This window comes from Streptomyces sp. AA4, assembly GCF_000158875.1.
Lineage (GTDB): Bacteria > Actinomycetota > Actinomycetes > Mycobacteriales > Pseudonocardiaceae > Amycolatopsis.
In genome coordinates this window covers 5,565,939-5,591,665 of record NZ_GG657746.1, presented here as the reverse complement: position 1 = coordinate 5,591,665, position 25,727 = coordinate 5,565,939, and the positions used below count along the sequence as shown (strand labels likewise).

Here is a 25,727-nt window from a genome sequence, read left to right as displayed (position 1 = left end):
CGGTCGGAGGTGGTGGGATGTCCTCGAAGGACCGGCTGGCCGCGTACCGCGCCAAACGAGACCCGCGGCGGACCCCGGAGCCGAGCGGGGGCCGCCGGAACGCCGAACCGGTGTTCGTCGTCCAGCGGCACGACGCGAGCAGCCTGCACTTCGACTTCCGGCTGGAGATCGGCGGCGTTCTCGTCTCGTGGTCGGTGCCGAAGGGCCCGTCGCTGAATCCTTCGGACCGGCGTCTCGCCATCCGCACCGAGGACCATCCGCTCGACTACGCCCGGTTCGAAGGCGTCATCCCCGCTGAGGAGTACGGCGGCGGCACCGTGATCGTGTGGGACACCGGGAGGTTCGAGGTGCTCACCGACTCCGCCGAACAAGCCCTCGAAGACGGCCACCTCAAGGTCCGTCTGCACGGCGAAAAGCTGCGCGGCGCCTTCTCCCTGATCCGCCGCGACTCGTCCGGCCAGGAGCAGTGGCTGCTGATCAAAAAGGACGACGACGGGGCCGACCGCCGGCGCAAACCCGCGAAAACGCAGCTCGAACCCGTGCTCAGCGGCCGCACCAACCGGGATCTCGAATGACCGGTCCCGGCTGGCGCGAGCCGACCCTCGCCACGCTCACCGACCGCCGCTTCTCCTCCGAGGAGTGGATTTACGAGCGCAAGCTCGACGGCGTCCGCGCCATCTGCGTGCGCGACGGCGGCACCCCGACGCTGTACTCCCGCAACCGCAAGACGATGGACAACGCGTACCCGGAGATCGTGGAAGCCCTTGCCGCACAAGGCGGACCGCGGTTCGTCGCGGACGGGGAGATCGTGGCGTTCGACGGCGACCAGACCAGTTTCGCCGCGCTCCAGCCGCGGATCCACCTGACCGATCCGGAGCGCGCCCGCGCGACCGGCGTGCGCGTGTACTACTACCTCTTCGACCTGTTGTACTACGACGACCAGGACACCACGTCGCTCCCGCTGCGCGAGCGCAAGTCGATCCTGCGCGACGCCTTCACCTTCAAAGACCCGCTTCGGTTGTCCTCGCACCGCAATACCGACGGCGAGAAGTACTTCGAGGAGGCGTGCCGCCGCGGCTGGGAGGGCGTGATCGCGAAACGCGCCGACGCGCCGTACCACCACGGCAGGTCGCCGGACTGGCTGAAGTTCAAATGCCAGCAGGGCCAGGAGCTGGTGATCGGCGGGTTCACCGCGCCGCAGGGGAGCCGCGTCGGGTTCGGCGCGCTGCTGCTGGGCTACCACGAGAAAGGGCGGCTGCGGTACGCGGGCAAGGTCGGCACCGGTTTCGACCACCAGCTGCTGACCTCGCTGCACGCCGAGCTGACTCGCCGCGAAACCGACAGTTCGCCGTTCGCCGATCCGGTGCGCGAACGTGGCGCGCGCTGGGTGCGGCCGGAGCTGGTCGCCCAGATCGGCTTTTCCGAGTGGACCCGCGACGGCCGGTTGCGCCACCCGAGGTTCACCGGCCTGCGCGAGGACAAGAAGCCGTCCGACGTGATCCGGGAGCGCCCGTGAAGATTTCCCATCCCGACAAGGTGTTCTACCCCGAGGACGGCCCCACCAAGGGAGACGTCGTCGAGCATTACCGCGCCGTCGCGCCCGCGATGCTGCCGCACCTGCGCGGCCGCCCGCTCACGCTGCGGCGGTATCCGGACGGCATCGAGGCGGAGGGCTGGTTCCAGAAGCACCCGGGCGAGCACTTCCCGTCGTGGCTGCGCACCGAAGCCGTGCCGCGCCGAGGCGGCGGCACCGACGAGTACGTCGTGTGCGACGACGAGGATTCCCTGCTGTACCTGGCAAACCAGGGCACCGTGGAGTTCCACGTCTGGCTGTCCACTGCGGACGCGCCGGACAAGCCGGACCTGCTGGTGCTCGACCTGGACCCGCCGGACGGCACCGACGTCGCCGACCTGCGCGCCGCGGCCCGCCGCATTCGCGACCACTACGCCGACGCCGGGCTCACCGCGTACCTGCAGGCGACCGGCGGCCGCGGCTTCCACGTGGTGGCGCCCCTCGACGCCACCGCGACCACGGACGTGGTCCTGGAACTCTCGCGCGCCCTGGCGGACCGCGTCGCGTCCGCCGACCCGGACCGCCTGACCACCGCCCAGCGCAAGGACAACCGCGGCGACCGGGTGTTCGTCGACGCGAACCGCAACGGGTACGCGCAGACGTTCGTCGCCCCGTATTCGCTGCGCGCCCGCCCCGGCGCGGCCTCGGCGACCCCGCTGGACTGGGCGGAACTCGGCAAGGCCTCGCCGAACGGCTGGGGCCCGGACAAGCTTCGCCGGCGGTTGGCGCGCAAGGAAGACCCGTGGCGCGGGATGGCGAAGGACGCCGCGTCGGCGGAGAAGGCGTTGGAGAAGCTGAGCTGAGGGGACGCGGCGCCGCGCCGGCGGGGCCCCGGCGCGGTGCCGCGAGGATCAGACGCCGGAGATCTGCTGGATCCAGTCCCGTCCGGCGGCGACGCTGCCGTAGGTGGTGACGCTGGAGCGGTCGCTGGTCGAGCAGACGCCGACCTGGACGCCGCCGTCGACCATCGGGCCGCCCGAGTCGCCGCCCGCCACCGCGCCGTTCGGGGTGCTCGCGGTGATCGCGGGGCCGCCGGCGTTGTCGCTGTCCTGGGTGTTCGTGATGGTGACGGCGGCCCTCTTCAGCACGCTCGACTGGTGGTGGCCCTCGTCGGTGCTCTGCGTCGCGCCCCAACCGTAGACCGTGGCGCTGTCGCCTTCCTGCGCGTCGTCGGAGCTGCTGGCGAGGCGGGCGTACGTGCTGCCGCCGTTGGTGTTCAGCTTGATCAGCGCCAGGTCGCCGCCGGAGTAGACGTAGGTGGAGGCGGCCTTGGCGTGCACGCCGCCGCTGGCGCTGTTGGAGCCGATGTAGAGGTCGATGTCGGTGAGCCGCTGTCCGTTGTTGTCGTACATGCAGTGCTTCGCGGTGAGGACCCAGCGGCTGCCGATCAGCGTGCTGGTGCAGAAGAACGTGTAGCCGTTCGCGTGCCCGTTGAACCGCGTGAGGTAGCCGGGGTTCTGCGCGGTGCTGCCGCCGATGATCGACGGCTGGGCGTCGGGCGCGGCGGGGCTCGCGGACGCGGGGGTCACGGCGAGCGCGCCGAGCGCCGCGCAGGAACCGGTCAGCACGGCGAGGGCCCGGGTGAGTGCGCGCATGTCGCTCCTTGGGGACAGTTTCCGATGGGGGACGCTTTCGAACGTAAGCAGCGCGGCCGTGCGGCGGAATCCGCCGAACCGCCCGTGGCGGGCAAGCGGCGGCGACGCGACTTTCGGCGGGTTGCCAACCGGTGAACCGTTGCCGAGAATCCGTTTCGACCGGTCCGTTTTTTCCAGGAGAGGCGAAATGCGGTTGTTCGCCCCGGCTTCGGGCGGGGAGCGGCTGGCCAAGGCGCTGGCCGACGGGCCGTTCGAACGCGCCCTGACCCTGGCGATCGAGCGCAGCGGCCTCGGGCTGGCGCGCTTGCGCGAACGGCTCGCGGCCTCGGGCGTGCCGGTCAGCACGACCACGCTCAGCTCGTGGCGCACCGGACGCAGCCGCCCGGAACGGCCGGAATCGTTGCGGGCGCTGGCTTTGCTGGAGCCGGTGCTGGACGTGCCGCCCGGAGCGCTGCGCGCGCTGCTGGACCGGCCGCGCACCGGCGCCCCGGCCCCGCGCGCGGCGCGGTGGGACCGGCTGTGGGAAAGTCGCAGCCTGCTCCCGATGGTGCTGAATTCTTTCGAGGATTCTTCCCCGGAATCGGTCAGCGTGCACGAGACCTTGCACGTCGACGCCGCCGGACGGATGCGCAGCCTGCACGTGCGAGAAGTGCTGCGGGCGCTGGACGAACCGGCGTTCGTGCGCATCGTCGCGCTGCGCGGGTTCACGCCCGGACAGTCGCCGGCGCTGGTGTCGGCGCGGTACTGCCGTCCCGGATGCGTGCGGACGAGGCCGGAGCAGGCCTTCTCGGTGACGGAACTGGTGCTGGACCACCCGCTCGCGCCGGGCGAGACGGGGATCGTCGAATACCGGTTCGCGTTCCGGGACGAGGAGCCGGATTCGCGCTACGACCGGCGTTTCCGGCTGCCGATCGCGGAACACCTGCTGGAGGTGCGTTTCGATCCGGCCGCGCTGCCCGCCGAATGCGTGTCGTACCGGCAGGATTCGCCCGCCGGCCCGGAACTGGAGACCGCCGAGGTGCGGATGCGGCCCGGCGTGCCCGCGCACGTGATCCGGACCGGGCAGGGAGCGGGAATCCACGGAGTGCGCTGGCGGTGGTGACGCTGCGCGATCCACTGAGGACACCGGGCGAGTGTCCTTTATGGACAAAAGGAGATTTCCTTTGCCAGTGCGGCGCTTCGCACGCGGTCGGCTACTGAGCGTCCGAATCTGCGCTGAGTGGCGGGGCGGCACTGCGCTGTTCGGCGCAATTTAAATTTTCCTGGCGAGTAGCCAGTTTTGGCCGGAGAGTCCCGGGTAGCCGACACCACATGTTTCATCGGCCTGACGAGAACGGACGAGACGACGGCCGGAGGCGTGATGGCTGAGAACGGCCGGTCGCCTGCCGGGCTGATGCGCGACGCGCGTGCGGTGTTCGAGGAGCTGACCGAAAAGGACATCGAATCCGTGTCGGCGTTCACCCGGGACGGCGACGGATGGAAGCTGCTGGTCGAAGTGCTCGAGCTGGAACGGGTGCCGGACACCACCAGCCTGATGGCCACGTACTGCGTGCGGGTCGACGAGCAGGGCGGCTTCCTCGGCTACGAGCAGGTCCGGCGGTACGCGCGCGGCCAGATCGACGCGTGAGGAAGGGAAGGAGTTTTCATGACCATGGCGACCGGACGGTCGGGCTCGAACGGCCAGCTGCAACGCGGGCCGGGCACCGGAAACCTCTACGACATCCTCGAGCTGATCCTCGACAAGGGGCTCGTGATCGACGCGTTCGTGCGGGTTTCGCTGGTGGGCATCGAATTGCTCACGGTGGACGCGCGGATCGTGGTGGCCAGTGTGGACACTTACCTGCGGTTCGCCGAGGCGTGCAACCGGCTGGACCTCACCCGTGCGTCGAGCGCTACGACGCTGCCCGATCTGCTGGGCGAGGTCACCGAGAAAGGCGCCAAAGGAAAGTCCAAAGGCGCGCTGACCGGCGCGGTCGAGACGTTCGCCGAGCAGTTCCAGAAGTCCAGCGACAAGGACGGCGAGGAAGCCGAGGAACGGCCCCGCAGCCGCAGCCGCCGGAGCACCGCGAGGTCGAGCGAATGAGCACCTACCTGTACGGCATCACGTTCGCCGATCATCCCGGCGAGGTGGGCGGTCTGCGCGGCGTCGGCCCGTCGTCCGCGCCCGCGCGGGTGCTGCCCGCCGGGGACGAACTGAGTGCGGTGGTCGGCGACGTCGACGGCGAACTGCGGGCGAAACGGCGGGATCTGCTTGCCCACCAAGAGATCTTGCAGGCCCTGTGCGAGAAAGGGCCGACGCTGCCGATGCGCTTCGGTGTCGTCGCGGACGACGATACCGCTGTGGCCGAGGAAATCGCGGCCAAGGCCGAGGTGTACACGGCCGCGCTGCAACGCGTTCGCGGGCACGTGGAGATGAACGTCAAGGTCGCGCACCGGGAAGAGGCGGTACTGGGCCAGATTCTCGCCGGGGACGAGGAAATCCGGAACCTGGCCGCGAGTCTGCGGGAGGACGCCGGGCGCGGCCAGGCGGAACAGGTCCGGTTCGGCGAGCTGGTCGCCGGCCGGCTGGAGGCACGCGAGGGCGAGGACGCCGACGCGGTGCTGAGCTACCTGCTTCCGCTGGCGTCCGAGCATTCTCCGGGACCGCGGGTCGACGGGTGCTTTTTCAACTGCTCGTTCCTGGTGCCGCAGGAGAAACTGGCGGAATTCCAGGACGCGGTGCAGCGGTTGACGACCCTGGTCGAAGAGGTGGCGGAGGTCCGCGCACAAGGACCGTTGCCGCCCTACAGCTTTACCGAGGATCACTAGTGGGACTGCTCGGCGAGCTTCTCCTGCTGCCGCTGGCGCCGGTGCGCGGCGTCGCCTGGGTGACCGGGCACGTGATCGATGCCGCCGAGCAGGAGCAGATCGCCCAGTTGAAAAGGGAACTGGCTGCCCTGGAAAGGGAACTGACGACAGGCGGGATCAGCGAGGAGGAGTTCGACCGCAGAGAGGACGAAATACTCGATCTGCTCGAAGAATTCGACCGGGGGTAGCCGGATGAACGGAGCGAACAGATGACACCGGGAATGAAGGTCGCGGCCGCCGTGGTCGGCGGTTACGTGCTCGGGAGACGGAAGAAAGCCAAACTGGCCATCACCATGGGGGCCTGGCTCGTCGGGAAGAAGCTGAACCTGGACCCGAAGAAGCTGCTTTCGGACGTCACGCGCGAACTGGCTTCGTCGCCCGAACTGGCCGGGGTCCGCGATCAGGTGCGGGACGAGGTGCTGGGCGCGGGCAAGACCCTCGCCGCGGACATCCTGACCCACCAGGCGGGGCGGCTGGCCGGATCGCTGCAGGAGCACACCGACACCCTGCGGGACAAAGCCGCCGGCCTTCCGGCGGCGGTCACCGGCCGGGATTCCGGGGACGAGGATCAGGACCGGGAGCCGGAAGAGGACGACGACGCCGAGGACGAGACCGAAACCCGGCCGCGGTCCCGTAAACGTCCGGCGAAGTCGCAGAGCACGGCGCAAGGACAACGCAAGCCCGCGCGCAAGACGTCGAGCAGTTCGTCCTCGCGGAAACGGACCTCTTCCGGGAGCCGTACGCAAAAGCGTTCCTCGGGCACGGCGGGGGTGAACCGTGGCTGAATCCCGTTCTGACAGCGAAGAACTCGGTCCCTTGGCGAAACTCCGGGAACTGGCCTCGCGCAATCCCGCGACGGAGCGATTGCTGCACGCCGGCGAGGAGTACGCGCAGGCGAAGATGGAACACGTGATGTCCTCCGCGGGCACCAAGCTGGGAGAGGCCTCCCGGCGGCTGGCCGACGCGGGCGGCAGCGGCTCGGTGAAAGGATTGTTCAGCGCGGGCGAAAAGATCGCCGAAGGGAAGTCTCCGGTCAAGGCCGCGGTCGCGGCCGGCGGCAAAGCCCTCAAGGAGTCGGTCTCGGGCCTGTTCGGCAAACGCGGTTCCGGCGGCGGCAAGAAGATCATCAACATCGTCGAGGACATCGACGTCGGCGTGCCGGTCCGCGAGGCGTACGACCAGTGGACCGAATTCCAGAAGTTCAGCAGTTTCGCCAAAGGCGTGACGAGCGCGGAGCAAACCGACGACACCACTTCGCAGTGGCGGTTCAAGATCTTCTGGTCGAACCGGTCGATGAAGGCCACCGTCACCGAGCAGATCCCCGACGAGCGGATCGCGTGGACCACCGAGGGGGCCAAGGGCACGATCAAGGGCGTGGTGACCTTCCACGAACTCGCCCCGAACCTGACGAAGGTCCTGCTGGTCATCGAGTACTACCCGTCCGGGCTGTTCGAGAAGACCGGCAACATCTGGCGGGCGCAGGGCCGCCGGGCGCGCTTGGACCTCAAGCACTTCCGCCGGTTCATCATGATGGCCGGACAGGCGTCGGGCGACGGCTGGCGCGGCGAGATCCGCGACGGCGAGGTCGTGCGCTCCCCGGAGCAGGTGCGCGAGGACGAGGACGCGCCGCGCGACGAGGAAGAAGACACCGGCGGCGAAGAGCCCGAGGACGAAGAGCTTCCGGAGGAAGACGAAGAAGACGCCGACGACCTCGACGAGGAAGACGAAGAGGAAGACGACGAGCCCGAGGACGAACGTCCGCGGGGCCGCCGCGCCGTCGCGGCGCGGTGACGAGGAGGCAGCAGATGAGCGAGTCCAGCCTGTCCGCCGGGAGACCGGCCGCGGTGTCCCGCCCGGCGGGGTCCGGCGGCGGCGCGAACCTCGCCGACATCCTGGAACGGGTGCTGGACAAGGGCATCGTGATCGCCGGGGACATCCAGGTCAACCTGCTCGACATCGAGCTGCTGACCATCAAGGTCCGGTTGCTGGTCGCGTCGGTCGAACGGGCCAAGGAAATGGGCATCGACTGGTGGGAGCACGATCCGTCCCTGTCGTCGGGCTCGCGGCGCAAGGATCTGCTGGAGGAGAACGAACGACTGCGCGCGCAACTCGAACTCGCGCGGGGAGAGCGAGCGGAACAGTGAGCTGGTATTGCTACGCCGTCGCCGAATTCGCGGCGGACAACCCGGTCTGCGGTCTTGCCGGGCTTCGCGGCTCTCCCGTCTCCGCCGTTTCCGGGACCGGGCTGACCGCACTGGCCAGCCCGGTCCCGGACGAGGAGTTCAGCGAATCCGCGCTGCAGGAGAACCTGGAAAACCTTCCGTGGCTGGAAGAAATCGCCCGCGCGCACAACGCGGTCGTGGCCGAGGCGAGCCGCCGGACCTGCGTGCTGCCGCTGCGAATGGCGACGATTTACCGGGACGAGGACCGGGTGCGGGAAATGCTCGCCGAGCATTCCGCGCAGTTCTCGGCCGCGTTGCGCCGGGTTCGGGATCATGCCGAGTGGGGCGTCAAAGTGTTCGCCTCGCTCTCCCCGCGGGAAGAGGCTCCCGCGGAATCGCCCGCCGACGGACGTTCCTACTTGCGGCAACGTCTTCGTCAACGCCAAACGCGGGACGCTCGCACCAACGAAGCAGTCGAGGTCGCGGAGCGGATCGAACGGGAACTCGCGCAACTGTCCGCGGACATCCACCGGCACCGCGTCCAGGATCCCGCCCTGACCGGTCGCGCCGACCGCAACATCCTCAACCTGGCCTGCCTGGTGCCCGACACCGGCCGGGACCGCTTCCTGTCCCAGCTGGCCGAGTTGCGGCACTCGGACGTCGCCGGAATCGAGGTCGAGGTGACCGGCCCGTGGGCTCCCTACTCCTTCGCGGGGATCTCGTGACCGCCGCGGTGGAGGAAACCGACCGGCTGGCCCTGGTCGACCTGCTGGACCGCCTGCTCGCCGGGGGCGTCGTGCTGACCGGCGACCTCGTGCTGTCGGTCGCCGAGGTCGATCTGGTGCACATTTCCCTGCGCGCGTTGATCACCTCGGTCCGCGAAGACCGCCCGGCGCCATGGTGAAAGACATCTCAGGTTGTTAGAAGTCAAGCCGTGTGGGCTGGAGGAGGTGGGAAGGCTTGGTGTTCGTCGTAGAGGCGGTCCGTCTGCAGGCAGTGGTGGAGTTGTCCGAGGAATTTGTTGAACAGGTGGCGTTGGGCTTGGTGGTTCCAGTCTCCGGCGGCGCGGCGGGTGTCGAAGTGGCGTCGTGCGCCGGGGCTGGCTCGCAGCGAGGCGAGCGCCCAGACGGGTCCGACTGCGGCGAGGCGGCGGTTTTTGATGTGGCGGTGCGAGACCACGGTTTTTCGGCCGCTGGCGCGGGTGATCGGTGCGGATCCGGCGTAGGCCTTCAGTCCGCGGGGATCGGTGAAGCGGGTGCGGTCGTCTCCGATTTCGGCGAGCACCCGGGCGCCGGCCAGCAGTCCGAGGCCGGGGAAGCTGGTGATGATCGTGGCGTCCGGGTGCTGTTCAAAATGTGTCCGTGCCGCCTCCGCCAGACTGTCGGAGGCGGCGCAGGCGGCCTCGAATTGGCTCAGCAGAGCCGAAAACTGGATGCCCATCGCGTTCTCCACGATCGGCGGTTGCCGCAGCCGCTCGGACCGGAACACGCCGTGGAGGCGGTCGACGTCGGCATCGACGTTGCGGCGGCGTCCGGCCTTGGTCAGCAGTGTCCGCAGCCGGGCGCGGGTCAGTGTCGCTGCGAGCGCGGGTGTCGGGGCGGCGGCGAGGACGGTGCGGGCGTCGCGGCGGGCCAGGCCGCCCTCGGGCTGTCCGGCGAACGCTTCCAGCGCCGCGGGGTAGAACTCCTTGAGCAGCGACCGGAGCTGGTTGCCCAGCTGCTGGCGGGCCCAGACCGCGTCCTGTTGCGCTCGTGCCAGCACCCGCACCGCTTGGGCCAGTTCGGTGTCGGCCGGCAGCGGTCGGTGCGCGGCCGCGTCGGTGCGCACGATGTTGGCCAGCAGCGCGGCGTCCGCGGCGTCGGACTTCGCGCCCGACACCTGGTGCCGGGCCCGGTAGCGCGATGCCGAGAGGGGGTTGATCGCGTAAATGGTGCGGCCGGTGGAGCGCAGCGCGGCGACGAGCAGCCCGTGGTCGGTTTCGATGCCGACCGGGATCTGCGCGTCGGCGGTGTCTCCGGCCTCGGCGAGCAGGTCGAGCAGCCGGGCGAACCCGGTGGCGTCGTCGCCGATGCGGGCTTTGGCGATCACGGTTGCGGTGTCGTCGATGATGGCGACGTCGTGGTGGGATTCGGCCCAGTCGATGCCGCAGAACAGTGTCAAACCGTCACGTTTCCTTTCCTGTTGCTGCTGCTCACGGGTCCAGGCGGGGTCACGCAGCGCCCTAATCGCGGGACTCGGCGGTCCGTCATCTCAGTAGCCGTTCGTGACTCCAGCACACCGCAGGGTCCTCGTTCTGTCGAAGAGCTCGAAGCTCGGGAACACATCGAGAGGCCACCTCCTGCGGCGGACTCGGGCCACGACATCCCACCACCACGATCACCAGTCCACCGGCGGACGCGCCGTTCTTTCACAAGTCGTCGAACGACGGGAACCCACAGGCGTCGCCCGCCGGCGGACCAGCACCAACCGACCCGGTCACGAGCCGGAAGAACTATCCCTACTACCGATTAGGAGCGACGATGGACGAGACCGAACGCCTCCTCGGCGCGGCGGCCGGCGTGCTGCCCACCCGCCTCGAAACCGACGCGGATTCGGTGGAACGCGACCTGATGAAGCTGGTCCTGACCATCATCGAACTGCTCCGGCTGCTGATGGAACGCCAGGCCCTGCGCCGCGTCGAGGAGGGCGGGCTGACCGAGGAGCAGGAGGAACGGCTCGGCCTGACGCTGATGCTGCTGGAGCAACGCCTGACCGAGCTTCGAGACCGGTACGACCTTTCCGCCGCGGACCTGAACCTCGACCTCGGTCCGTTGGGGACGCTGCTCTGATTGGCTCGCTACCCGGAGCTGGGGGCGGCTTCATGGAGCCGGTAGAGGCGGTTGTTTTGGAGGGCGTAGACGGTGACCGGCCCGGCACCGGGCCGCGCGGTGGCTTGCCAGGCGTTGCCGTCGGGGATGCCGGGCGCGGGGGAGGGGAGTCCGGTGATGCCGCCGCCGATGACGACGTTGGCGGAGTCGGTGACGAGGACGCAGTCGGGGTGCAGGTCGGTCCATCCGGTGATGAGCGCGCTGCCAGTGGAGGTGAGGCCGCCGTGAGCGGCGGGGAGGTCGGTGGCGGTGTCGGTGTTGATGGTGGCGCCGAGTTCGGGTCCGTGGCAGCCGAGGGTGAAGCGGGGGTTGAAGGGGTAGGCGCCGAGGGCTGTGGCGGCGGGGATGACCTGGGGTTGGATGTGGAGCTGGTCGAGCACGCCGGCGGATTCGGTGCGCAGGGCGATGGGGGCGAGGGCGAGCGGGGCGTAGCCGCGGCGGGTGAGGTCGGCTTTGGTTCCGCCGAGGGCGTGCGTGGTCAGGGAGATCGCGCAGACGCCGATGACGACGGCGGTCAGCGGCCATTGTGGACGGACCAGCGTCGCGAGGACTAGCAGTGCGGTGAGCGCGAGGGCGCTGACGATGGCGTAGCGGCTGATCAGGCCGATGTTCCCGCCCGGGGCCAGGTTGCTGGTGCGGCCGAGCGCGACGAGCACCGCGAGCGCGGCGGCGTACCCGGCGATGCCGATCCATCCGGCGGCGCGCGGGTCGGTTGTGGCTGCGATGGCGCAGGCGGTGAGGAGTGCGGTGGTGAGGGCTCCGGCGAGGACGGCTATGGCGGCTTGGTCGCCGGTCCAGAGGCTGCCGAGCGCGGCGGCGGCGACGGAGAGGCGGCCGTCGGGGTCGAGCGCGGTGGTGGCCAGGGATTGGGCGCCGCTGGGTTTGGTGAGCAGCCACCCGGCCATCACGATGGTTCCGGCGGCGGCCGTGGCGATGGTTTTGGTCCGGTTTTCGCGGCGGAGGAGGAAGATCGCGGCGACGAGGAAGAACGCGGGCAGTCCGGCGCCGAAGCTGAGGCTGGCCAGCAGCGCGGCAACCGCGGCGGTCCAGACGCGGCCGCGGTGGGCTTGGGCGGCGGCGAGGACGCTGAAGAAGACGGCGGGGATCCAGCTGATGCCGTTGGTGCCTTGCAGCCAGATCTCGGCCAGGTGCGAGGAGAACAGCAGCCACGACATCCCGGCGGCGAGCGCCGCTTTCCGCTGCGGGGACAGGGAGGCGGGCAGCATCGAATAGAGGCACGCGCCGATCCCGGCGACCAGGGCGACGGTGAGGACGGTGAGGACGCGGTTGTCGCCGCCGAACCAGGCGGCGTCGGCGTAGAAGAGCAGCGAGGGGATGACGAAGGGCTGGTCGAGGTGGTAGGTGAGCACCTGGCCGAGCACGAGGTGGCCCTGGTCGTCGGTGATCTTCGCGAGGACGTGCCAGTAGTCGAGCAGAACGTGCGCCCGCGGAGCCCGCAGGGCGGTCCACAACGCCAGCACGGCGGGAACGGCGGCGAACGCGGCCAGCGCGACGACCCCGGCGCGGGATCTCCGGGCAGCGGGCAGCGCAACAGCGGGGGAAGCGAGCGCGGTCAAGACCTCTCCTAGCGAAGTGACGTCACCCGGTCGACGTGCCCGCTGAGGCGGATTTTCGGTGTGACCTGCTGCTTCTACCGCGTCCGGGGTGGTTCGGACAAGAGTGTCGATGATCTCTGTTCCGGAGGTAACGGATTATCCGGACAAAACGATGAGTTGACCGCAACCGTGCGAGCACACCGAATCGTTGTCTGCGGAGGCAGGGTGATGCGCCAGGGCGAGGTCTTCGCGGTGATCCGGCGCAGGCCGACAATGGTCCTGAGCTGGGTAAGCACTGCTGGCTTGGCCGCGGCGGCGGTGTGGTTGATTTTCGCCGTGCCGGACGACGCTGGTTTCTGGTACTTGTTCCAGGGATTGCTCGCGCTGTGGTTGATCACCTGGTTCGTCTGGCTGTGCGGCGCCAACCCCAGGCTGGTGGTGGCGGAAGACGGGGTGGACGTCACGAACTACCTCTTCCGTTACTGGATTCCCTGGGGCGCGGTGTCTCGGGTCGAAACCAGCGACCGGACAGTCCTGGTCTTGACGGACGGCCGCCGGATGAGACCCGCCGTCGGCGAGTGGTCGCTGCAGGGCCGACGGCACGGCAACCCGGTGCAGCGGGAGATCGGCGAGCAGGTCGCGCGGGCCAGGGAGGCAGCGGGGAAGAACCCCGGCTCCGAGGTCCGGCGTCGGCTCCACGTCCATCCGGTCCCGTGGCTGGCGGCCTTCGCGGTGCTCATCCTGCTCCTGTGGTGGGTGCGCTCCTGACCAGGGCGAGGTTTGGGGCCGGGAAGAGCGGGTATGGCGGCGGTATGCGACCGGCCGAGACGGAAAGCCTGCCTGGAACCGTCGGTGCGGACCCGACGATCGACGTGCGCGTCGACGGGACCGAGCACCGGCTGACCGTGGATCCGCGCCGCACGCTGCTGGACCTGCTGCGCGAGCAGATCGGCGACTACAGCGCCAAGAAAGGCTGTGACCACGGCCAGTGCGGTGCCTGCACGGTCCTGCTCGACGGCCGCCGCGTCCTGTCCTGTCTGACGCTCGCGCTCACCTGCGACGGCACCGACGTCACCACAGCCGCTGGCCTGGCCGAGAAAGGCGAGTTGCACCCGCTGCAACAGTCGTTTGTGGACAATGACGCGTTCCAGTGCGGCTACTGCACCCCGGGCCAAATCTGTTCGGCAGCTGGGTTGCTGGCCGAGTTCGAGAACGGCGCGCCCAGTCACGTCACCGCATCGGTTGCGGACACTCCGCAATGGACTGACGAGGAGATTGCCGAGCGGATGAGCGGGAACCTCTGCCGGTGCGGGGCGTACGCGGGGATCGTCGCGGCGATCCGCGAGGCGGGGGAGAAGCGATGAAGCCGTTCGCCTACGGCAAACCGGCGACGACAGCCGAGGCGGTGCGGGCTGTGGCGGCCGAGCCGTCCGCGATGTTTCTCGCCGGCGGCACGAACCTGGTCGACCACCTCAAACTCGGGGTCGCGCAGCCGGACCGCCTCGTCGATATCACTGGCCTGATGTCGACCGAGATCCGCGAGGACGACGGCGAGTTGGTGATCGACGCGGGCGTCCGCAACAGCGACCTCGCAGCCGACCGGCGCGTCCGGGAGCGGTATCCGGTGCTGGCCGAAGCGTTGCTCTCCGGAGCGTCGCCGCAGCTGCGGAACATGGCCACTGTCGGCGGAAACCCGTTGCAGCGCACCCGATGCGTCTACTTCCAGGACGTCACGACGCCGTGCAACAAGCGTTCTCCCGGGTCCGGTTGCTCAGCCATCGGCGGCTACACACGCCATCACGCGATCCTCGGCGCGTCCGACCAGTGCGTCGCAACGCATCCTTCCGACATGGCGGTGGCCATGACGATGCTCGACGCGCGCGTCCACGTGATCGGCCCGTCCGGCGAACGCACCCTGCCGTTCGCGGAACTGCACCGGCTCCCGGGCGACCATCCGGAGCGCGACACAACGCTCGAACACGGCGAACTGATCACCGACATCACGCTGCCCGCGACGTCCTGGTCGCGCCGGTCGACTTATCGCAAGGTGCGCGACCGGGCCTCCTACGCCTTCGCGCTCGTCTCTGTCGCAGTTGGACTGTCCATTTCGGACGAAACCATCGAAGACCTCCGAATCGCCTTCGGCGGCGTGGCCCACAAACCCTGGCGCGCTAAGCGTGCTGAGGAGGTCCTTCGCGGCACGAGGCCCAGCGAGGACGTCTTCCGCGCGGCCGCCGATGCTGAACTCGCGGACGCGCAGGCGTTGGACGGCCTCGACGGAGGCAACGCGTTCAAGATTCCGCTCGCCGCGCGGACCCTGGCCGCGGTCCTGCGCGACCTGACCGCCGAGGAGCGCGACCGATGACCGGACTGCGGGAACCCCGGGCGATCGGACGCGGTCTCACCCGCCGCGACGGTCCGGCGAAGGTGACCGGAACCGCGCCGTACGCCTACGAACACCCCGTCGAAGCGCCGCTGTACTGCCATCCGATTCAGGCGGCCATCGCTCGCGGGCGCTTTCGGCGGATCACCGCCGTCGAAGCCGAAGCCCTCGACGGTGTCCGGGCCGTGCTCACGCCCTTCACCGCGGAGCGGCTCGCCGACACCGACGACGCGGAACTCGCGGTGCTGCAGGATTGCGAAATACCGTTTCGCGGCAGGGTGATCGGGCTCGTGCTGGCTGAATCATCGGAGACCGCGCGGCACGGGGCGGAACTCGTCGACGTGGAGTACGAGACCGATCCCTTCGAAGCCCAGCTCACCGCCGACGACCCCGCGTTGTTCCGGCCGGACAAGGTCAACCCGAGCTTCCCGGCCGACACGAGCGAGGGCGACCTCGACGCCGAGTCCGCGGTGTCGGTGGACCAGACTTACCGCACGGCGATGTACCACAACAACCCGCTGGAACCGCACACCACGACGGCCCTGTGGGACGACGGCGTGCTGACCCTGTGGGATTCCACCCAAAGCGTCCACTCGGTGCGGTCCACGGTGGCGAAAACGTTCGGCCTGTCCGCCGAACGCGTCCGCGTGATCTGCCCGTACCTCGGCGGCGGCTTCGGCTCGAAGGGCATGCCGCACGCCAACGTCGTGCTCGCCGCGCTGGCGGCCCGGGCCGTTCCGGGCCGTCCGGTGAAGCTCGCGCTGACCCGGCAGCAGATGTTCAGCCTGGCCGGCTACCGCACGCCGACGATCCAGCGGGTCCGCCTCGGCGCCGACCGCGACGGACGGCTGGAGTCGCTGCGCATGGACGTCGTCGAGCAGACCTCGCGGATCAAGGAATTCGCCGAGCAGACCGCGGCGCCCGCCCGCATGATGTACGCCGCGCGGAACCGGGCCACCAGCCACCGGCTGGCCCGGCTCGACGTGCCGGTGCCGTCGTGGATGCGCGCGCCGGGGGAGTGTCCCGGCATGTTCGGCCCGGAAGTGGCGATGGACGAACTCGCCGAAGCGCTCGGCATCGACCCGATCGAACTGCGGGTGCGCAATGAACCGGAGCGCGATCCCGAGACCGGCCTCCCGTTCTCCAGCCGGAACCTGGTCGAATGCCTGCGCGTCGGAGCCGAACGCTTCGGCTGGAACTCGCGGCAGCGCGGGCGCCGAGACGGACCGTGGCTGGTCGGCAGCGGCGTCGCGGCGTCGGTGTACCCGGCGAAGCGGATGCCCGGGTCGAGCGCGACGATCCGGTTCGAGAACGGTCGCTACGCCGTCGAAATCGGCGCGGCCGACCTGGGGACGGGCGCGTGGACGATCCTGCCCCAGATCGCCGCGGACGCCCTCGACGTGCCCGTGGAATCCGTCGACATCCGGATCGGCGACACGGATCTCCCGAAAGCCACGGTCGCCGGCGGCTCGACCGGAACCGCGTCGTGGGGCTCCGCCGTGGTCGCGGCCGCACAGGCGTTCCGGGAAAAGTACGGCTCGGACCCCGGCGACGGCGACGAGGCAGAGGCCGAAACCCCGAAAAACCCGGCCGAGAAGAACTACTCCATGTACGGGTTCGGCGCGCAGTTCGCCGAGGTGCGAGTCGACGCCGACACCGGCGAAATCCGGGTCTCGCGACTGCACGGCACCTTCGCCGTCGGCCGGATCGTCAACCCGGTCACCGCGCGCTCGCAGTTGCTCGGCGGCATGACCATGGGCCTGTCGATGGCGTTGCACGAAAACAGCGTCCTCGACCCGCGCTTCGGGCACGTCGTCAACCACGACCTCGCCGAGTACCACATCGCGACCAACGCCGACGTCGAAGACCTCCGCGCGGACTGGCTCGACGAGACCGATCCGCACCTGAACCCGATGGGCAGCAAGGGAATCGGCGAGATCGGCATCGTCGGCACCGCGGCCGCGATCGCCAACGCGGTCCACCACGCGACCGGGGTCCGGGTGCGGGACCTGCCGATCACGCTCGACAAACTCCTGCCGGGCCTGCCCGGGGCGACGAGCGGCCGGTGAACGGCCAGCCTCCAGGCGGACCCGGAACTCCTGGCAGGGCGAACGGACGGCGGGCTAGCTTGGGACGATGTTGATCGAACATCGAGGGCAACGGCCAGTGGTGCCCGAGTCGGCGTACGTCGCCCCCTCCGCGGTCCTGTGCGGGGCAGTCGTCCTCGGCGAACGCGCCCGGATCCTGCACGGCGCGGTGCTCACCGCGGAGGACGGGGAGATCCGCACCGGGTCGGACGTCGTGGTCATGGAGAACGCGCTGGTCCGCGGCCGGGCCGCGCACCCCGCGACCCTCGGCGACGCGGTCCTGGTCGGGCCGCACGCCCACGTCAACGGCGCTGTTGCCGAGGACGAGGTGTTCGTCGCGACCGGCGCCTCGCTGTTCCCGGGCTCGGTCGCCGGAAGCGGGGCCGAACTGCGGATCAACAGCGTGCTGCACGTCAATTCCCGCCTCGCACCCGGCGCGGTGCTCCCGATCGGCTGGATCGCCGCGGGGGACCCGGCCGAGCTCTTCTCCCCGGACCGGCACGACGAACTGTGGGAACTCCAGCGCACCCTCCACTTCCCGGGCACCGTCTACGGCATGCCGAGGGGCGCCTCGATGCGCGAACTCATGCTCCGGCAAACCCGGTTCTACGGCGCTCATGAGGACGACCGTCTTCTCGACGGATGACGGCTGCCGAGCTGGTCAGTCCAGCGAAACGGGAACGGAGATCGTGCCCGGTTCCCCGCCCGTCCGCAGCGACCGGCACTCGGCTCCGGACGTCGGCAAATCCGCCTGCCGAGCCTCGAGAAACGCCCTCCCCGACGGCGTAAGCCCCCGCCGGATGCGCGCCCCCGCCACGGCTCTGTGGCGAGGAACGCGGCTCCGCCGACCGGCTCACGCCTTGCCGCGGATCACCTCGAACAGGCTGGTCCAGCTGTCCCGTTCGTGCCCGGCGGCGACAGCCCGGTCGTAGTGCTCCTTCACCGCGGCGGGCAGGGCCAGGTCGATGCCCGCGTCCCGGCTCGCGGCGAGGACGTGGTCGGCCGTCGCGCCCATCATCCGGGCGTTCGCCTGTTCGCCGGGGTGGCTGCCGCTGTCGACGTTCTTCGCCGCTTCGTCGAGCGACGTCTGCACCAGCGTCAGCAATTCGGTCGCGTAAGGCACCAGCGTCGCGGCGGACACCCCGGCCGTGCCGACGAGCGCGGCGGAGTGCAGGAACGCCGAGAGCGTGGTGAGGAACAGGTCCAGCAGCGACTGGTAGTACAGCTGCGCCAGGCCCGGGTCCGCACCCCGGTAGTCCGGCCGTCCGATGACGCGCAGCGCCGGTTCGATCCGCTCGAACGTCGGCTGCGCGCCGCTGTAGAACACGAACGAACCCTCGGTGCCGACGACCGGCGCGGGCACCATGATCCCGCCGGCGATCATCTCCGCCCCGCGCGCGGCCAGCCATTCCGCGGCCACCCGGGTGCGTTCGGGCGTGTCCGAGCTGAGGTTCACCACGATCTTGCCGCGCAGCGCGTCCTCGGTCGGCGCGAGAATGTCGTACATCGCCTGATAATCAGTGAGACTGAGAAGCACCAGTTCGTTCGCGGCCAGCGCTTCGGACACGGTGGCCGCGCGCTTCGCCCCGGCGGCCACCACGTCGTCGGCCCGGCTCGCGGTGCGGTTCCACACCGTGACCTCGTGGCCCGCGGCCAGGTAAGCCCGCACCATGGCCTGGCCCATCGGGCCGAGGCCGATCATCGTCACCTTCATCGGTCGTTCCCTAAGTTTGTGGGTGTCTGGGGTTGGTGCCCTGGATGCCCGGGGCGGTGGGGTGTAGCTGATCGGTTGTTGCCTGTTGTCGAGGCTCGAAAGGACTGGCTGCCCCGCCGTGCTGGACGCTCCGTTCGCTGATTGAGAGCTGTTGCGGGTCGTCGCTGTTTAGGGATCTGTCGGCGGGGTTGTCCACGGGCGTGACCTGCAATGACAGGAGTGGATGGGTGGCGATTCGCCTTGAGGTCTGGGTCGGGATCGATGTCGGCAAATCGATGCATCACGCGTGTGCGATCGACACCGACGGGAAGGTGCTGTTCAGTCAGAAACTCGGGAATGATCAGCGCGCGATCGAGCAGTTGATCGCTCGTGCCAGTGCGGCCGCTCAGCGGGCGCAGTGGGCGATCGATGTGACGAGTCCGATGGCGTTGCTGCTGATCACGGCGCTGCTGGCTGCCGACCAGTCGGTGACCTATGTGCCGGGCCGGGTCGTGAACACGATGACCCACGGATTCCGAGGCGAAGGAAAAACCGACGCCAAAGACGCTCGGGTGATCGCCGAAACCGCCCGGCTGCGAAGGGATCTGACCGAGGTCACGATGCCCGATGAGCTGGCGGTCTCGCTGACCCAGCTGACCAGCTACCGCGCCGACCTGATGTCGGACTGGGTGGCCGGGATCAACCGGCTGCGGGCGCTGCTGGGCTCGATCTTCCCCGCTCTGGAGGCCGCGTTCGACTACTCCAACCGAACCCCGCTGATCCTGGTCGCCGGGATGTGCACCCCCGCCGAGATCCGCACCGCCGGAATCGGCGGTGTCACAACCCATCTCACCGACAACAAGGCATGGGGTCCGGCGATCGGCAAGACCGCCGCGACCGCGGTCGCCGCCGCCGACGCCCAGGACCTGGTGCTGCCCGGCGAAGCCGATGCCGCGATGCTCGTCAAACGCATCGCCCGCAAGCTGCTCGACCTCGACCGCGAGATCAAAGACACCGACAAGCTGATCACCGCCCGATTCCGGCGACATCCGTGGGCGAGGATCATCGAGTCCCTGCCCGGCATGGGCCCTGGACTGGGCGCCGAATTTCTCGCCAGCACCGGCGGTGACCTGGCGACCTTCGCGACCGCCGGCCGCTTGGCGTCCTATGCCGGATTGGTGCCGGTGCCACGCGACTCCGGTCGTGTCAGCGGAAACCTGCGCCGTCCCAAACGCTACAACCGACGCCTGCGCAGGGTCTTCTACATGGCCGCCCTGTCCAGCCTGCGCACGCAAGGCCCGTCCAGGCGGTTCTACGACAAGAAGCGCGCCGAACGACTCATCCATACCCAAGCCCTCCTAGCGCTGGCCCGGCGACTCGTCGACGTGCTCTGGGCACTGCTGCGCGACGGCCGCGAATTCACCCTCGACACACCGAATCCGGTCACTGTTGCGGCTTGACACGGTCATTGAGAGTCCCTTCAGCAGTTCGATGACGCTCGTGAGGTTTTCCGCGCCGTGGCCGTCGGCGGCCCGGCGCAGGAGCAGCTGGTGCAGCGGCGCCAGCAGTTCGGAGCTGACGCCCTGGTCAGCGGCCGCGAGGGGCAGGTTCTCGAAAGCGGCGGCCTGCATCCCCAGGTTCGACACGACGTTCTGGCTGTAGTCGCCGCTGTCGACCTCCGCGGCAGCCTGCTGGACGAAGCCGCTCATCGCGGTCAGCCAGCCGCTCAGCAGCGGCGCGAATTCGACGGCCGAGAGCCCTTCGCTGCGGATCAGCGCGTAGGCCTGCAAGACACCGGTGAACTGGCCGTACATCCCGGACAGCAGCGCGAGGTCGTGCAGGGCCGCCAGCCCCGGGTCCTCGCCGACGTAGTTGCTGCCGCCGAACGCGTCGAACGCCTCGCGGTGCGCGTCGAACACGTCCTCGGGCCCGCTGTAGAACACGAACGCGCCCGGCTGCCCGATCATCGGCGGCACCGCCATGATGCCGCCGTCGAGGAACTTCCCGCCTCGCTCCGAGACCCATTTGGCCAGCTCGCGGGCCTGCCGCGGGGTGCCGTTGGTCAGGTTCGCCACCGTCCGGCCCGCCAGCGAGGCCGGGTCGAGCACCTCGCGCACGGACGCGTCGTCCAGCAGGCAGACGATCGCCAGCTCGCTCGCCGCCACCGCTTCGGCGGCCGACCCCGCGGCCACCGCACCCCGCTCCACCAGCGGTTTCGTCTTGTCCGCCGAGCGGTTCCAGACCGTCACCGGCCGTCCCGTCTCCAGCAGCGCACCGGCCAGCGCGCTGCCCATCGCTCCCAGCCCCAGCACTGTCGCCGAGGTCGCGTTCCCGGACATGTCGTCCCTCCCGTTCGTTGATCTGCCGGCCACGCTGCCCGGCGCCGCGCACGGTTCGCTGCGGGTCCGCGCACGGATGCGGTTACGGTGGATTCGTGCGATTCGGCATCCTGGGGCCCTTGGCCGTGAGCAGCGACGACGGCGAGCCGGTGCGGGTGCCCGAGGCCAAGGTCCGGACCCTGCTCGCGGTCCTGCTCGTGCACGAGGGCCGTCCGGTGTCGGCGGACCGGCTGGCCGACGACCTGTGGGGCGACCGGCCGCCCGGCAATCCGGTCAACACCCTGCAGACGAAGGTCTCGCAGCTGCGCCGCGCACTCGAACGCGCCGAACCCGGCTACGGCGGCGCGCTCGTGCATCAGGCCCCCGGTTACGTCCTGCGGACCGAACCGGAGGCGGTCGACGTCGGACGGTTCCGTGCGTTGACCGCGGCGGCGCGCACAGCGGAAGACCCGCGGTCGAAGGCCGACCTGCTCACCGAGGCGCTGGCGTTGTGGCGAGGCCCGGCGCTCGCCGAGTTCGTCGACGAACCCTTCGCGCAGCCGGTGCTCCAGCGGCTCGAAGAGGATCGCCTTGTCGCGCAAGAGAATCTCGCCGACGCACGGCTCGCGCTGGGCGAACATGCCGCCCTGACCGCGGAACTCGCCGACCTCGTCCGGCAGCATCCGTTGCGGGAACGGCTGCGGGCGCTCCAGTTGCGCGCGCTGTACGCCGCCGGGCGGCAGAGCGAGGCGCTGGCGTCCTACGACGAACTCCGCCGCCGCCTCGCCGACGAGCTAGGCCTCGACCCCGGCCCCGAACTGACCGCGCTGCACCGGTCGATCCTGGCGCAGGACCCGGCCCTGACCGCCGTCGCCCCGCAGCTTCCGGTGCCGCTCACCGCACTGGTCGGCCGGACCGCCGCGATCCAGGCGGTCAGCACGCTCGTCCGCGAATCCCGGCTGGTCACGCTCACCGGACCGGGCGGCGTCGGCAAAACCCGGCTCGCCCTGGAGACCGCGCACCGGCTCGGCGGCGAGTTCGCCGCGGGCGCGTGGCTCGTCGAGCTGACCGGCATGGACCGGCACGAATGCGCGCTGAGCCAGTGCCCGCCGGTCGAATGGGTGGTGGAGGCGATCGCCGCGACGCTGGGGATCCGGGACGCGGCGGCGCCCGCCCAGGCGGATCCGGCGGAGCGGCTCGCCGAGTCGTTGCGCGGCAAGGAAACCCTGATCGTCCTGGACAACTGCGAGCAGCTGATCGAGCCGGTCGCCGCGACCGCCGCACAGCTGCTGGCGGCCGCGCCCGGACTGCGGATCCTCGCCACGAGCCGGGAACCGCTCGGCCTCGCCGGGGAAACGCAGTTCCCGGTGCCGCCGCTGGACCACGACAGCGCCGCGCAGCTGTTCACCGCGCGGGTCGCCGACACCGGGTACACTGTGGACAGTGCCGACGCGGACGCGGTCGCCGAGATTTGCCGGAAACTGGACGGATTGCCGCTGGCGCTCGAACTCGCCGCGACTCGCGTGCGCGCGTTGGGCGTACCGGAGTTGCTGCGCCGGCTGGACGATCGGTTCCGCTTGCTGGACACCACGCGCCGGGGCGTGCCCGCCCGGCAGCAGACGTTGCGGGCGATGATCGACTGGAGCTGGGAACTCCTGAGCGAGCCGGAACGTCTTGTGCTGCAACGGTTGTCCGTGCACGCCGAGGATTGTTCGCTGGACGCGGCCGAGACGGTTTGCGCGGGCGACGGCGTCGCCGAGGGCGAGGTGCTGGGTCTGCTGGTGAAGCTCGTCGACCGTTCGCTGGTCGTGCCCGCGAACACGCGATACCGGCTGCTCGAATCGGTCGCGGTCTACGGCCTGGAGCGGCTGCGCGAAGCGGGCGAGGTCGAAAAGACCCGGCGTCGGCACGCGGAGTACTACGGGCAGTTCGCCGGTGCGGCGGACGCCGGTCTCCGCGCCCGCGACCAACGACGCTGGCTGCAGCGACTCGACGCGGACCTGCCGAATCTCCGTGCCGCGGGGGAGAATCTGGCCGGATGGGGGAGCGCCGACGACGCGTTGCGGCTCGCGAACCGGCTGACCTGGTACCGCTTCCTGCGCGGCCGGATGGCCGAGGCGATGCGCTCCCTGCGCGCCGCCCTCAGCCTGCCCGGCGGCGACGCGGACCTGCGCGTGGAAGCACAGGCGACGCTCGCCGCGCTCGGCATCCTCGCGGGCGACCGACCCGATTGGCGTCCCGTGGCCGAGCAGCCGATGAGCGCCCGGGCCAAGTGGTTCCTCGGCTACGCACTGTCCACAGTGGCCGATCTGTCCGGCGCGGAACCCCTGACCCTGGACGCGCTCGCCGCCTTCGAAGCCGCCGACGACCGATGGGGCATCGCCGCGGCGAGCGCCGACCGGGCCAGCCAGGCTCTCGCGCGAGGAGATGTCGCCGGAGCCTGGCGTTATGCCGACCGCTGCGCGGATCTGTTCGCCGAGATCGGCGACAAATGGGGTCAGCTGCAGGCGATTTTCGCGCACGGCGCACTCAGTTCCCTGTCCGGGAACTACGCGCGCGCGGAGGCGGTCCACACCGAAGGATTGCGGATCGCCGAGGAGCTGGGCCTGTGGCCGGAGGTGTCGTACCAGCTGTCGTGGCTGGGGCGGGTCGCGTTGCTGCGCAAGGATTTCCCCGCCGCCCGCGACCTGCACGACCGGGCTCGGGAGATCGCCGCCGAACACGGCTTCACGCCGGGGGAGATGTACGCGCTGACCGGGCTGGCCCTCGGCGCCCGGCGCGAGGGCGACCTCGATCTCGCGGAAAAGCATTTGCGGACGCTGCTCGAATGGAACAAGCAGGTCGATTTCGAACCCGGGAATACGCTGATCCTCGCGGAACTCGGTTTCGTCGCCGAATTGCGCGGTGACCCGGCAACTGCGCTGCGGCGGCAGCAGGAAGCGTACGAGATCGCCCATCGGACGGGCGACCCGCGAGCGATCGCGTTGGCGCTGGAGGGTTTGGCGGGAGCGCACGCGCTGGCTGGTGCGGCTCGCGAAGCCGCGCGGTCGCTGGGCGCGGCCGCGGCTTGCCGCGCTGGCGTCGGCGCGCCGTTGCCCGCGGCGGAGCGCGGGGACGTGGACCGGATCACCGCCCGCGCGAGCGAGCTTCTCGGTGCGGAGGAGTTCGCGGCCGAGTTCCGCGCGGGCGGCGAGCGAGGATTCTCAGAAGACCGGCTGCCGGTTCCCGTGCCCGGTCGCCTGCTCGAAAGCGTGCGCGGCGCGCAGCAGCCCTAGCTCGCCCCGCAGCGGCGCGATGACCTGCAGCCCCACCGGGCGTCCGTCCTCGGTGAACCCGGCGGGCACCGACAGCGCCGGGCAGCCGGTCGCCGAGATCGAGTACGCCGAGCGCATCCACTCCAGGTAGTCGTGCATCGGCTGTCCGGCGACCACTTCCGGGTACTCCCACTCGACCGGGAACGGCGGCACCTGGCTCACCGGCGCGAGCAGCAGGTCGTACTGGGTGAAGAACTCGCGCATCCCGGTGATGAGCTGGAGCTGCCGCGTCTGCGCGCTCGCCAGGTCGGCCCCGGAAAGCTTTGCCCCGAAAGCGATGTTGTCCGCGAGCGTCTGCTTCATCTTGTCCGGATGCTGTTCGAGCAGTTTCCCGAATCCCGCGTGGAACAGCCATCCGCGCAAGGTGCGGAACACCTCGTCGGCCGCGGTGAGGTCCGGGCAGGCCGGTTCGACGCGGCAGCCGAGGCCGGCGAACACCTTCACCGCCGGTTCCAGCACCGCGGTGACCGCCGGGTCGACCGGGAGGCCGCCCAGATCCGGCGACCACGCCACGCGCAGGCCGGCGAGGTCGGCGTCGAGCGGTCCGGCGAACGGCGCGGCGGGCTGGTCGAGCGAGATCGGGTTGCGCTCGTCGGGCCCGGCGATCACGGAGAGGAGCAGCGCGACGTCGGCGACCGTCCGGCCCATCGGCCCCTGCACGCCGAGCGCCTCCCACGGCAGCGTCGCGGGCCAGGTCGGCACGCGACCGGGCGACGGACGCAGGCCGACGACGTTGCAGAACGACGCAGGATTGCGCAGCGAACCGCCCATGTCGCTGCCCTCGGCGAGCGGTTGCAGGCCCGCGGCCAGCGCTGCCGCCGCGCCCCCGCTGCTGCCGCCCGCGGAGAGATCGCGCCGGTACGGGTTGCGGGTGGCCCCGAAGACCGGGTTCATCGTGTGCGAACCGGCCCCGAACTCCGGCGCGTTCGTCTTGCCGAGCGTGAGCGCGCCCGCCTTCCGGATCCGCTCGACGACGAGGGTGTCGCTGTCCGGCACGTGGTCGGCGAAGATAGGGGAGCCGTACGTGGTGCGGACCCCGGCGACGTCGTGCGTGTCCTTGTGCGCCACCGGGATCCCGTGCAGCGGACCGATCTCCTCGCCGTGCGCGAGCCGTTCGTCGGCGGCCGCGGCCTCGCTCAGCGCGCGCTCGGCGGTGAGCGTGACGATCGCGTTGATCTGGGGGTTGCCCTGCTCGATCCGGTCGAGATGGGCCTGCAGGACCTCGCGAGCGGACAGTTCGCGCGTGCGCAGCCGCCGGGCCAGTTCGACGGCGGGCAAGTAGCAGATCTCCTCGGCGCTCACTGGCTTCCCTTCCTGACCCCGGTGTCCGTT

General features: G+C 70.1%; 27 protein-coding genes. 21 read left to right on the top strand and 6 right to left on the bottom strand.

Annotation, left to right across the window (positions count from 1 at the left end; all coding sequences use genetic code 11):
* The first annotated feature begins 17 nt into the window (after window positions 1–17).
* Genes SSMG_RS25585 through ligD (SSMG_RS25575) form a run of 3 tightly spaced genes read left to right on the top strand, consistent with a single transcriptional unit; the run spans window position 18 to window position 2,376 of the window.
* Window positions 18–575 (top strand): DNA polymerase ligase N-terminal domain-containing protein, encoded by a 558-nt coding sequence (locus SSMG_RS25585; RefSeq protein WP_009080794.1) that lies wholly within the window; start codon window positions 18–20, stop codon window positions 573–575.
* Window positions 572–1,516, top strand: coding sequence for a non-homologous end-joining DNA ligase (gene ligD, locus SSMG_RS25580; protein ID WP_009080793.1), 945 nt, complete (start codon window positions 572–574; stop codon window positions 1,514–1,516). The genes SSMG_RS25585 and ligD (SSMG_RS25580) overlap by 4 nt, the downstream gene beginning before the upstream one ends.
* The gene (ligD, locus tag SSMG_RS25575; RefSeq protein WP_009080792.1) at window positions 1,513–2,376 is read left to right on the top strand and encodes a non-homologous end-joining DNA ligase; all 864 of its coding nucleotides are present in this window, start codon (window positions 1,513–1,515) and stop codon (window positions 2,374–2,376) included. The genes ligD (SSMG_RS25580) and ligD (SSMG_RS25575) overlap by 4 nt, the downstream gene beginning before the upstream one ends.
* A 48-nt stretch (window positions 2,377–2,424) precedes the next feature.
* Here the strand turns inward: ligD (SSMG_RS25575) and SSMG_RS25570 are convergent, their stop codons facing one another.
* Complete coding sequence (locus tag SSMG_RS25570; protein ID WP_009080791.1) at window positions 2,425–3,168, bottom strand: trypsin-like serine protease; 744 nt, start codon at window positions 3,166–3,168, stop codon at window positions 2,425–2,427.
* 187 nt (window positions 3,169–3,355) lie between these two features.
* Between SSMG_RS25570 and SSMG_RS25565 the strand changes: the two genes are divergently transcribed.
* From SSMG_RS25565 to SSMG_RS25520, 10 genes are all read left to right on the top strand, one after another.
* A complete protein-coding gene (locus SSMG_RS25565; RefSeq protein ID WP_009080790.1) occupies window positions 3,356–4,270 on the top strand; it encodes a hypothetical protein in 915 nt (304 codons plus the stop codon).
* A 258-nt stretch (window positions 4,271–4,528) separates the two neighbouring features.
* Window positions 4,529–4,795: a gas vesicle protein gene (locus tag SSMG_RS25560; protein WP_009080789.1), complete on the top strand. Its 267-nt coding sequence runs from the start codon at window positions 4,529–4,531 to the stop codon at window positions 4,793–4,795.
* 24 nt (window positions 4,796–4,819) lie between these two features.
* Entirely contained in the window at window positions 4,820–5,251 is a 432-nt protein-coding gene (locus SSMG_RS25555; protein WP_199786339.1) for a gas vesicle structural protein GvpA, read from the top strand.
* On the top strand, window positions 5,248–5,976 hold the full coding sequence (locus tag SSMG_RS25550; RefSeq protein WP_009080787.1) for a GvpL/GvpF family gas vesicle protein: 729 nt from the start codon (window positions 5,248–5,250) through the stop codon (window positions 5,974–5,976). Before SSMG_RS25555 ends, SSMG_RS25550 begins: the two co-directional genes overlap by 4 nt.
* Complete coding sequence (locus SSMG_RS25545) at window positions 5,976–6,203, top strand: gas vesicle protein GvpG (protein WP_009080786.1); 228 nt, start codon at window positions 5,976–5,978, stop codon at window positions 6,201–6,203. Before SSMG_RS25550 ends, SSMG_RS25545 begins: the two co-directional genes overlap by 1 nt.
* Window positions 6,204–6,224: 21 nt before the next feature.
* On the top strand, window positions 6,225–6,800 hold the full coding sequence (locus SSMG_RS25540; protein ID WP_009080785.1) for a hypothetical protein: 576 nt from the start codon (window positions 6,225–6,227) through the stop codon (window positions 6,798–6,800).
* Window positions 6,793–7,806 (top strand): SRPBCC family protein, encoded by a 1,014-nt coding sequence (locus SSMG_RS25535; protein WP_009080784.1) that lies wholly within the window; start codon window positions 6,793–6,795, stop codon window positions 7,804–7,806. The genes SSMG_RS25540 and SSMG_RS25535 overlap by 8 nt, the downstream gene beginning before the upstream one ends.
* A gap of 14 nt (window positions 7,807–7,820) precedes the next feature.
* Window positions 7,821–8,159, top strand: a complete 339-nt coding sequence (locus tag SSMG_RS25530) for a gas vesicle protein (protein ID WP_009080782.1) — start codon at window positions 7,821–7,823, stop codon at window positions 8,157–8,159.
* Window positions 8,156–8,902: a GvpL/GvpF family gas vesicle protein gene (locus tag SSMG_RS25525; protein ID WP_009080780.1), complete on the top strand. Its 747-nt coding sequence runs from the start codon at window positions 8,156–8,158 to the stop codon at window positions 8,900–8,902. Before SSMG_RS25530 ends, SSMG_RS25525 begins: the two co-directional genes overlap by 4 nt.
* An 8-nt stretch (window positions 8,903–8,910) precedes the next feature.
* Window positions 8,911–9,081: a gas vesicle protein gene (locus tag SSMG_RS25520; RefSeq protein ID WP_286157064.1), complete on the top strand. Its 171-nt coding sequence runs from the start codon at window positions 8,911–8,913 to the stop codon at window positions 9,079–9,081.
* A gap of 23 nt (window positions 9,082–9,104) precedes the next feature.
* Here SSMG_RS25520 and SSMG_RS25515 read toward each other — a convergent pair whose 3' ends face one another.
* Window positions 9,105–10,337: an IS110 family transposase gene (locus SSMG_RS25515; RefSeq protein ID WP_009072274.1), complete on the bottom strand. Its 1,233-nt coding sequence runs from the start codon at window positions 10,335–10,337 to the stop codon at window positions 9,105–9,107.
* A 359-nt stretch (window positions 10,338–10,696) separates the two neighbouring features.
* Here SSMG_RS25515 and SSMG_RS44415 point away from each other — a divergent pair, with 359 nt between their 5' ends.
* Complete coding sequence (locus SSMG_RS44415; RefSeq protein WP_009080778.1) at window positions 10,697–11,005, top strand: gas vesicle protein K; 309 nt, start codon at window positions 10,697–10,699, stop codon at window positions 11,003–11,005.
* Between the two features lie 8 nt (window positions 11,006–11,013).
* Here the strand turns inward: SSMG_RS44415 and SSMG_RS25505 are convergent, their stop codons facing one another.
* Complete coding sequence (locus SSMG_RS25505) at window positions 11,014–12,621, bottom strand: hypothetical protein (RefSeq protein ID WP_009080777.1); 1,608 nt, start codon at window positions 12,619–12,621, stop codon at window positions 11,014–11,016.
* Between the two features lie 207 nt (window positions 12,622–12,828).
* On the opposite strand from SSMG_RS25505, the gene SSMG_RS25500 reads away from it, so the two are divergent.
* From SSMG_RS25500 to SSMG_RS25480, 5 genes are all read left to right on the top strand, one after another.
* Window positions 12,829–13,368 carry a PH domain-containing protein gene (locus SSMG_RS25500; RefSeq protein ID WP_037714827.1) on the top strand — a complete coding sequence of 180 codons (540 nt, stop codon included), beginning with the start codon at window positions 12,829–12,831 and terminating at the stop codon, window positions 13,366–13,368.
* A gap of 44 nt (window positions 13,369–13,412) precedes the next feature.
* Entirely contained in the window at window positions 13,413–13,964 is a 552-nt protein-coding gene (locus SSMG_RS25495; protein ID WP_009080775.1) for a (2Fe-2S)-binding protein, read from the top strand.
* The gene (locus SSMG_RS25490; RefSeq protein ID WP_009080774.1) at window positions 13,961–14,965 is read left to right on the top strand and encodes a xanthine dehydrogenase family protein subunit M; all 1,005 of its coding nucleotides are present in this window, start codon (window positions 13,961–13,963) and stop codon (window positions 14,963–14,965) included. The genes SSMG_RS25495 and SSMG_RS25490 overlap by 4 nt, the downstream gene beginning before the upstream one ends.
* Window positions 14,962–17,052: a xanthine dehydrogenase family protein molybdopterin-binding subunit gene (locus SSMG_RS25485; protein ID WP_009080773.1), complete on the top strand. Its 2,091-nt coding sequence runs from the start codon at window positions 14,962–14,964 to the stop codon at window positions 17,050–17,052. The genes SSMG_RS25490 and SSMG_RS25485 overlap by 4 nt, the downstream gene beginning before the upstream one ends.
* A 67-nt stretch (window positions 17,053–17,119) precedes the next feature.
* Entirely contained in the window at window positions 17,120–17,716 is a 597-nt protein-coding gene (locus SSMG_RS25480; RefSeq protein ID WP_009080772.1) for a gamma carbonic anhydrase family protein, read from the top strand.
* A 207-nt stretch (window positions 17,717–17,923) separates the two neighbouring features.
* On the opposite strand, the gene SSMG_RS25475 is transcribed toward SSMG_RS25480, so the two are convergent.
* Window positions 17,924–18,784 carry an NAD(P)-dependent oxidoreductase gene (locus SSMG_RS25475; RefSeq protein ID WP_009080771.1) on the bottom strand — a complete coding sequence of 287 codons (861 nt, stop codon included), beginning with the start codon at window positions 18,782–18,784 and terminating at the stop codon, window positions 17,924–17,926.
* 227 nt (window positions 18,785–19,011) lie between these two features.
* Here SSMG_RS25475 and SSMG_RS25470 point away from each other — a divergent pair, with 227 nt between their 5' ends.
* Window positions 19,012–20,223 carry an IS110 family transposase gene (locus SSMG_RS25470; RefSeq protein WP_009082077.1) on the top strand — a complete coding sequence of 404 codons (1,212 nt, stop codon included), beginning with the start codon at window positions 19,012–19,014 and terminating at the stop codon, window positions 20,221–20,223.
* On the opposite strand, the gene SSMG_RS25465 is transcribed toward SSMG_RS25470, so the two are convergent.
* A complete protein-coding gene (locus tag SSMG_RS25465; RefSeq protein ID WP_009080768.1) occupies window positions 20,122–21,102 on the bottom strand; it encodes an NAD(P)-dependent oxidoreductase in 981 nt (326 codons plus the stop codon). The two genes, SSMG_RS25470 and SSMG_RS25465, sit on opposite strands and share 102 nt — an antisense overlap.
* Window positions 21,103–21,197: 95 nt before the next feature.
* On the opposite strand from SSMG_RS25465, the gene SSMG_RS25460 reads away from it, so the two are divergent.
* On the top strand, window positions 21,198–24,356 hold the full coding sequence (locus SSMG_RS25460; RefSeq protein WP_009080766.1) for a BTAD domain-containing putative transcriptional regulator: 3,159 nt from the start codon (window positions 21,198–21,200) through the stop codon (window positions 24,354–24,356).
* Here SSMG_RS25460 and SSMG_RS25455 read toward each other — a convergent pair.
* Window positions 24,285–25,697, bottom strand: a complete 1,413-nt coding sequence (locus SSMG_RS25455) for an amidase (protein WP_009080765.1) — start codon at window positions 25,695–25,697, stop codon at window positions 24,285–24,287. The two genes, SSMG_RS25460 and SSMG_RS25455, sit on opposite strands and share 72 nt — an antisense overlap.
* Window positions 25,698–25,727 lie beyond the last annotated feature (30 nt).

Coding starts and splice junctions, on each gene's coding strand:
- ligD (WP_009080793.1), top strand. CDS start 572: ATGACCGGTCCCGGCTGGCGCGAGCCGACCCTCGCCACGCTCACCGAC.
- SSMG_RS25585 (WP_009080794.1), top strand. CDS start 18: ATGTCCTCGAAGGACCGGCTGGCCGCGTACCGCGCCAAACGAGACCCG.
- SSMG_RS25555 (WP_199786339.1), top strand. CDS start 4,820: ATGGCGACCGGACGGTCGGGCTCGAACGGCCAGCTGCAACGCGGGCCG.
- SSMG_RS25495 (WP_009080775.1), top strand. CDS start 13,413: ATGCGACCGGCCGAGACGGAAAGCCTGCCTGGAACCGTCGGTGCGGAC.
- SSMG_RS25475 (WP_009080771.1), bottom strand. CDS start 18,784: ATGAAGGTGACGATGATCGGCCTCGGCCCGATGGGCCAGGCCATGGTG.
- SSMG_RS25540 (WP_009080785.1), top strand. CDS start 6,225: ATGACACCGGGAATGAAGGTCGCGGCCGCCGTGGTCGGCGGTTACGTG.
- SSMG_RS25530 (WP_009080782.1), top strand. CDS start 7,821: ATGAGCGAGTCCAGCCTGTCCGCCGGGAGACCGGCCGCGGTGTCCCGC.
- SSMG_RS44415 (WP_009080778.1), top strand. CDS start 10,697: ATGGACGAGACCGAACGCCTCCTCGGCGCGGCGGCCGGCGTGCTGCCC.
- SSMG_RS25550 (WP_009080787.1), top strand. CDS start 5,248: ATGAGCACCTACCTGTACGGCATCACGTTCGCCGATCATCCCGGCGAG.
- SSMG_RS25565 (WP_009080790.1), top strand. CDS start 3,356: ATGCGGTTGTTCGCCCCGGCTTCGGGCGGGGAGCGGCTGGCCAAGGCG.
- SSMG_RS25485 (WP_009080773.1), top strand. CDS start 14,962: ATGACCGGACTGCGGGAACCCCGGGCGATCGGACGCGGTCTCACCCGC.
- SSMG_RS25570 (WP_009080791.1), bottom strand. CDS start 3,168: ATGCGCGCACTCACCCGGGCCCTCGCCGTGCTGACCGGTTCCTGCGCG.
- SSMG_RS25480 (WP_009080772.1), top strand. CDS start 17,120: ATGTTGATCGAACATCGAGGGCAACGGCCAGTGGTGCCCGAGTCGGCG.
- SSMG_RS25500 (WP_037714827.1), top strand. CDS start 12,829: ATGCGCCAGGGCGAGGTCTTCGCGGTGATCCGGCGCAGGCCGACAATG.
- SSMG_RS25465 (WP_009080768.1), bottom strand. CDS start 21,102: ATGTCCGGGAACGCGACCTCGGCGACAGTGCTGGGGCTGGGAGCGATG.
- SSMG_RS25560 (WP_009080789.1), top strand. CDS start 4,529: ATGGCTGAGAACGGCCGGTCGCCTGCCGGGCTGATGCGCGACGCGCGT.
- SSMG_RS25490 (WP_009080774.1), top strand. CDS start 13,961: ATGAAGCCGTTCGCCTACGGCAAACCGGCGACGACAGCCGAGGCGGTG.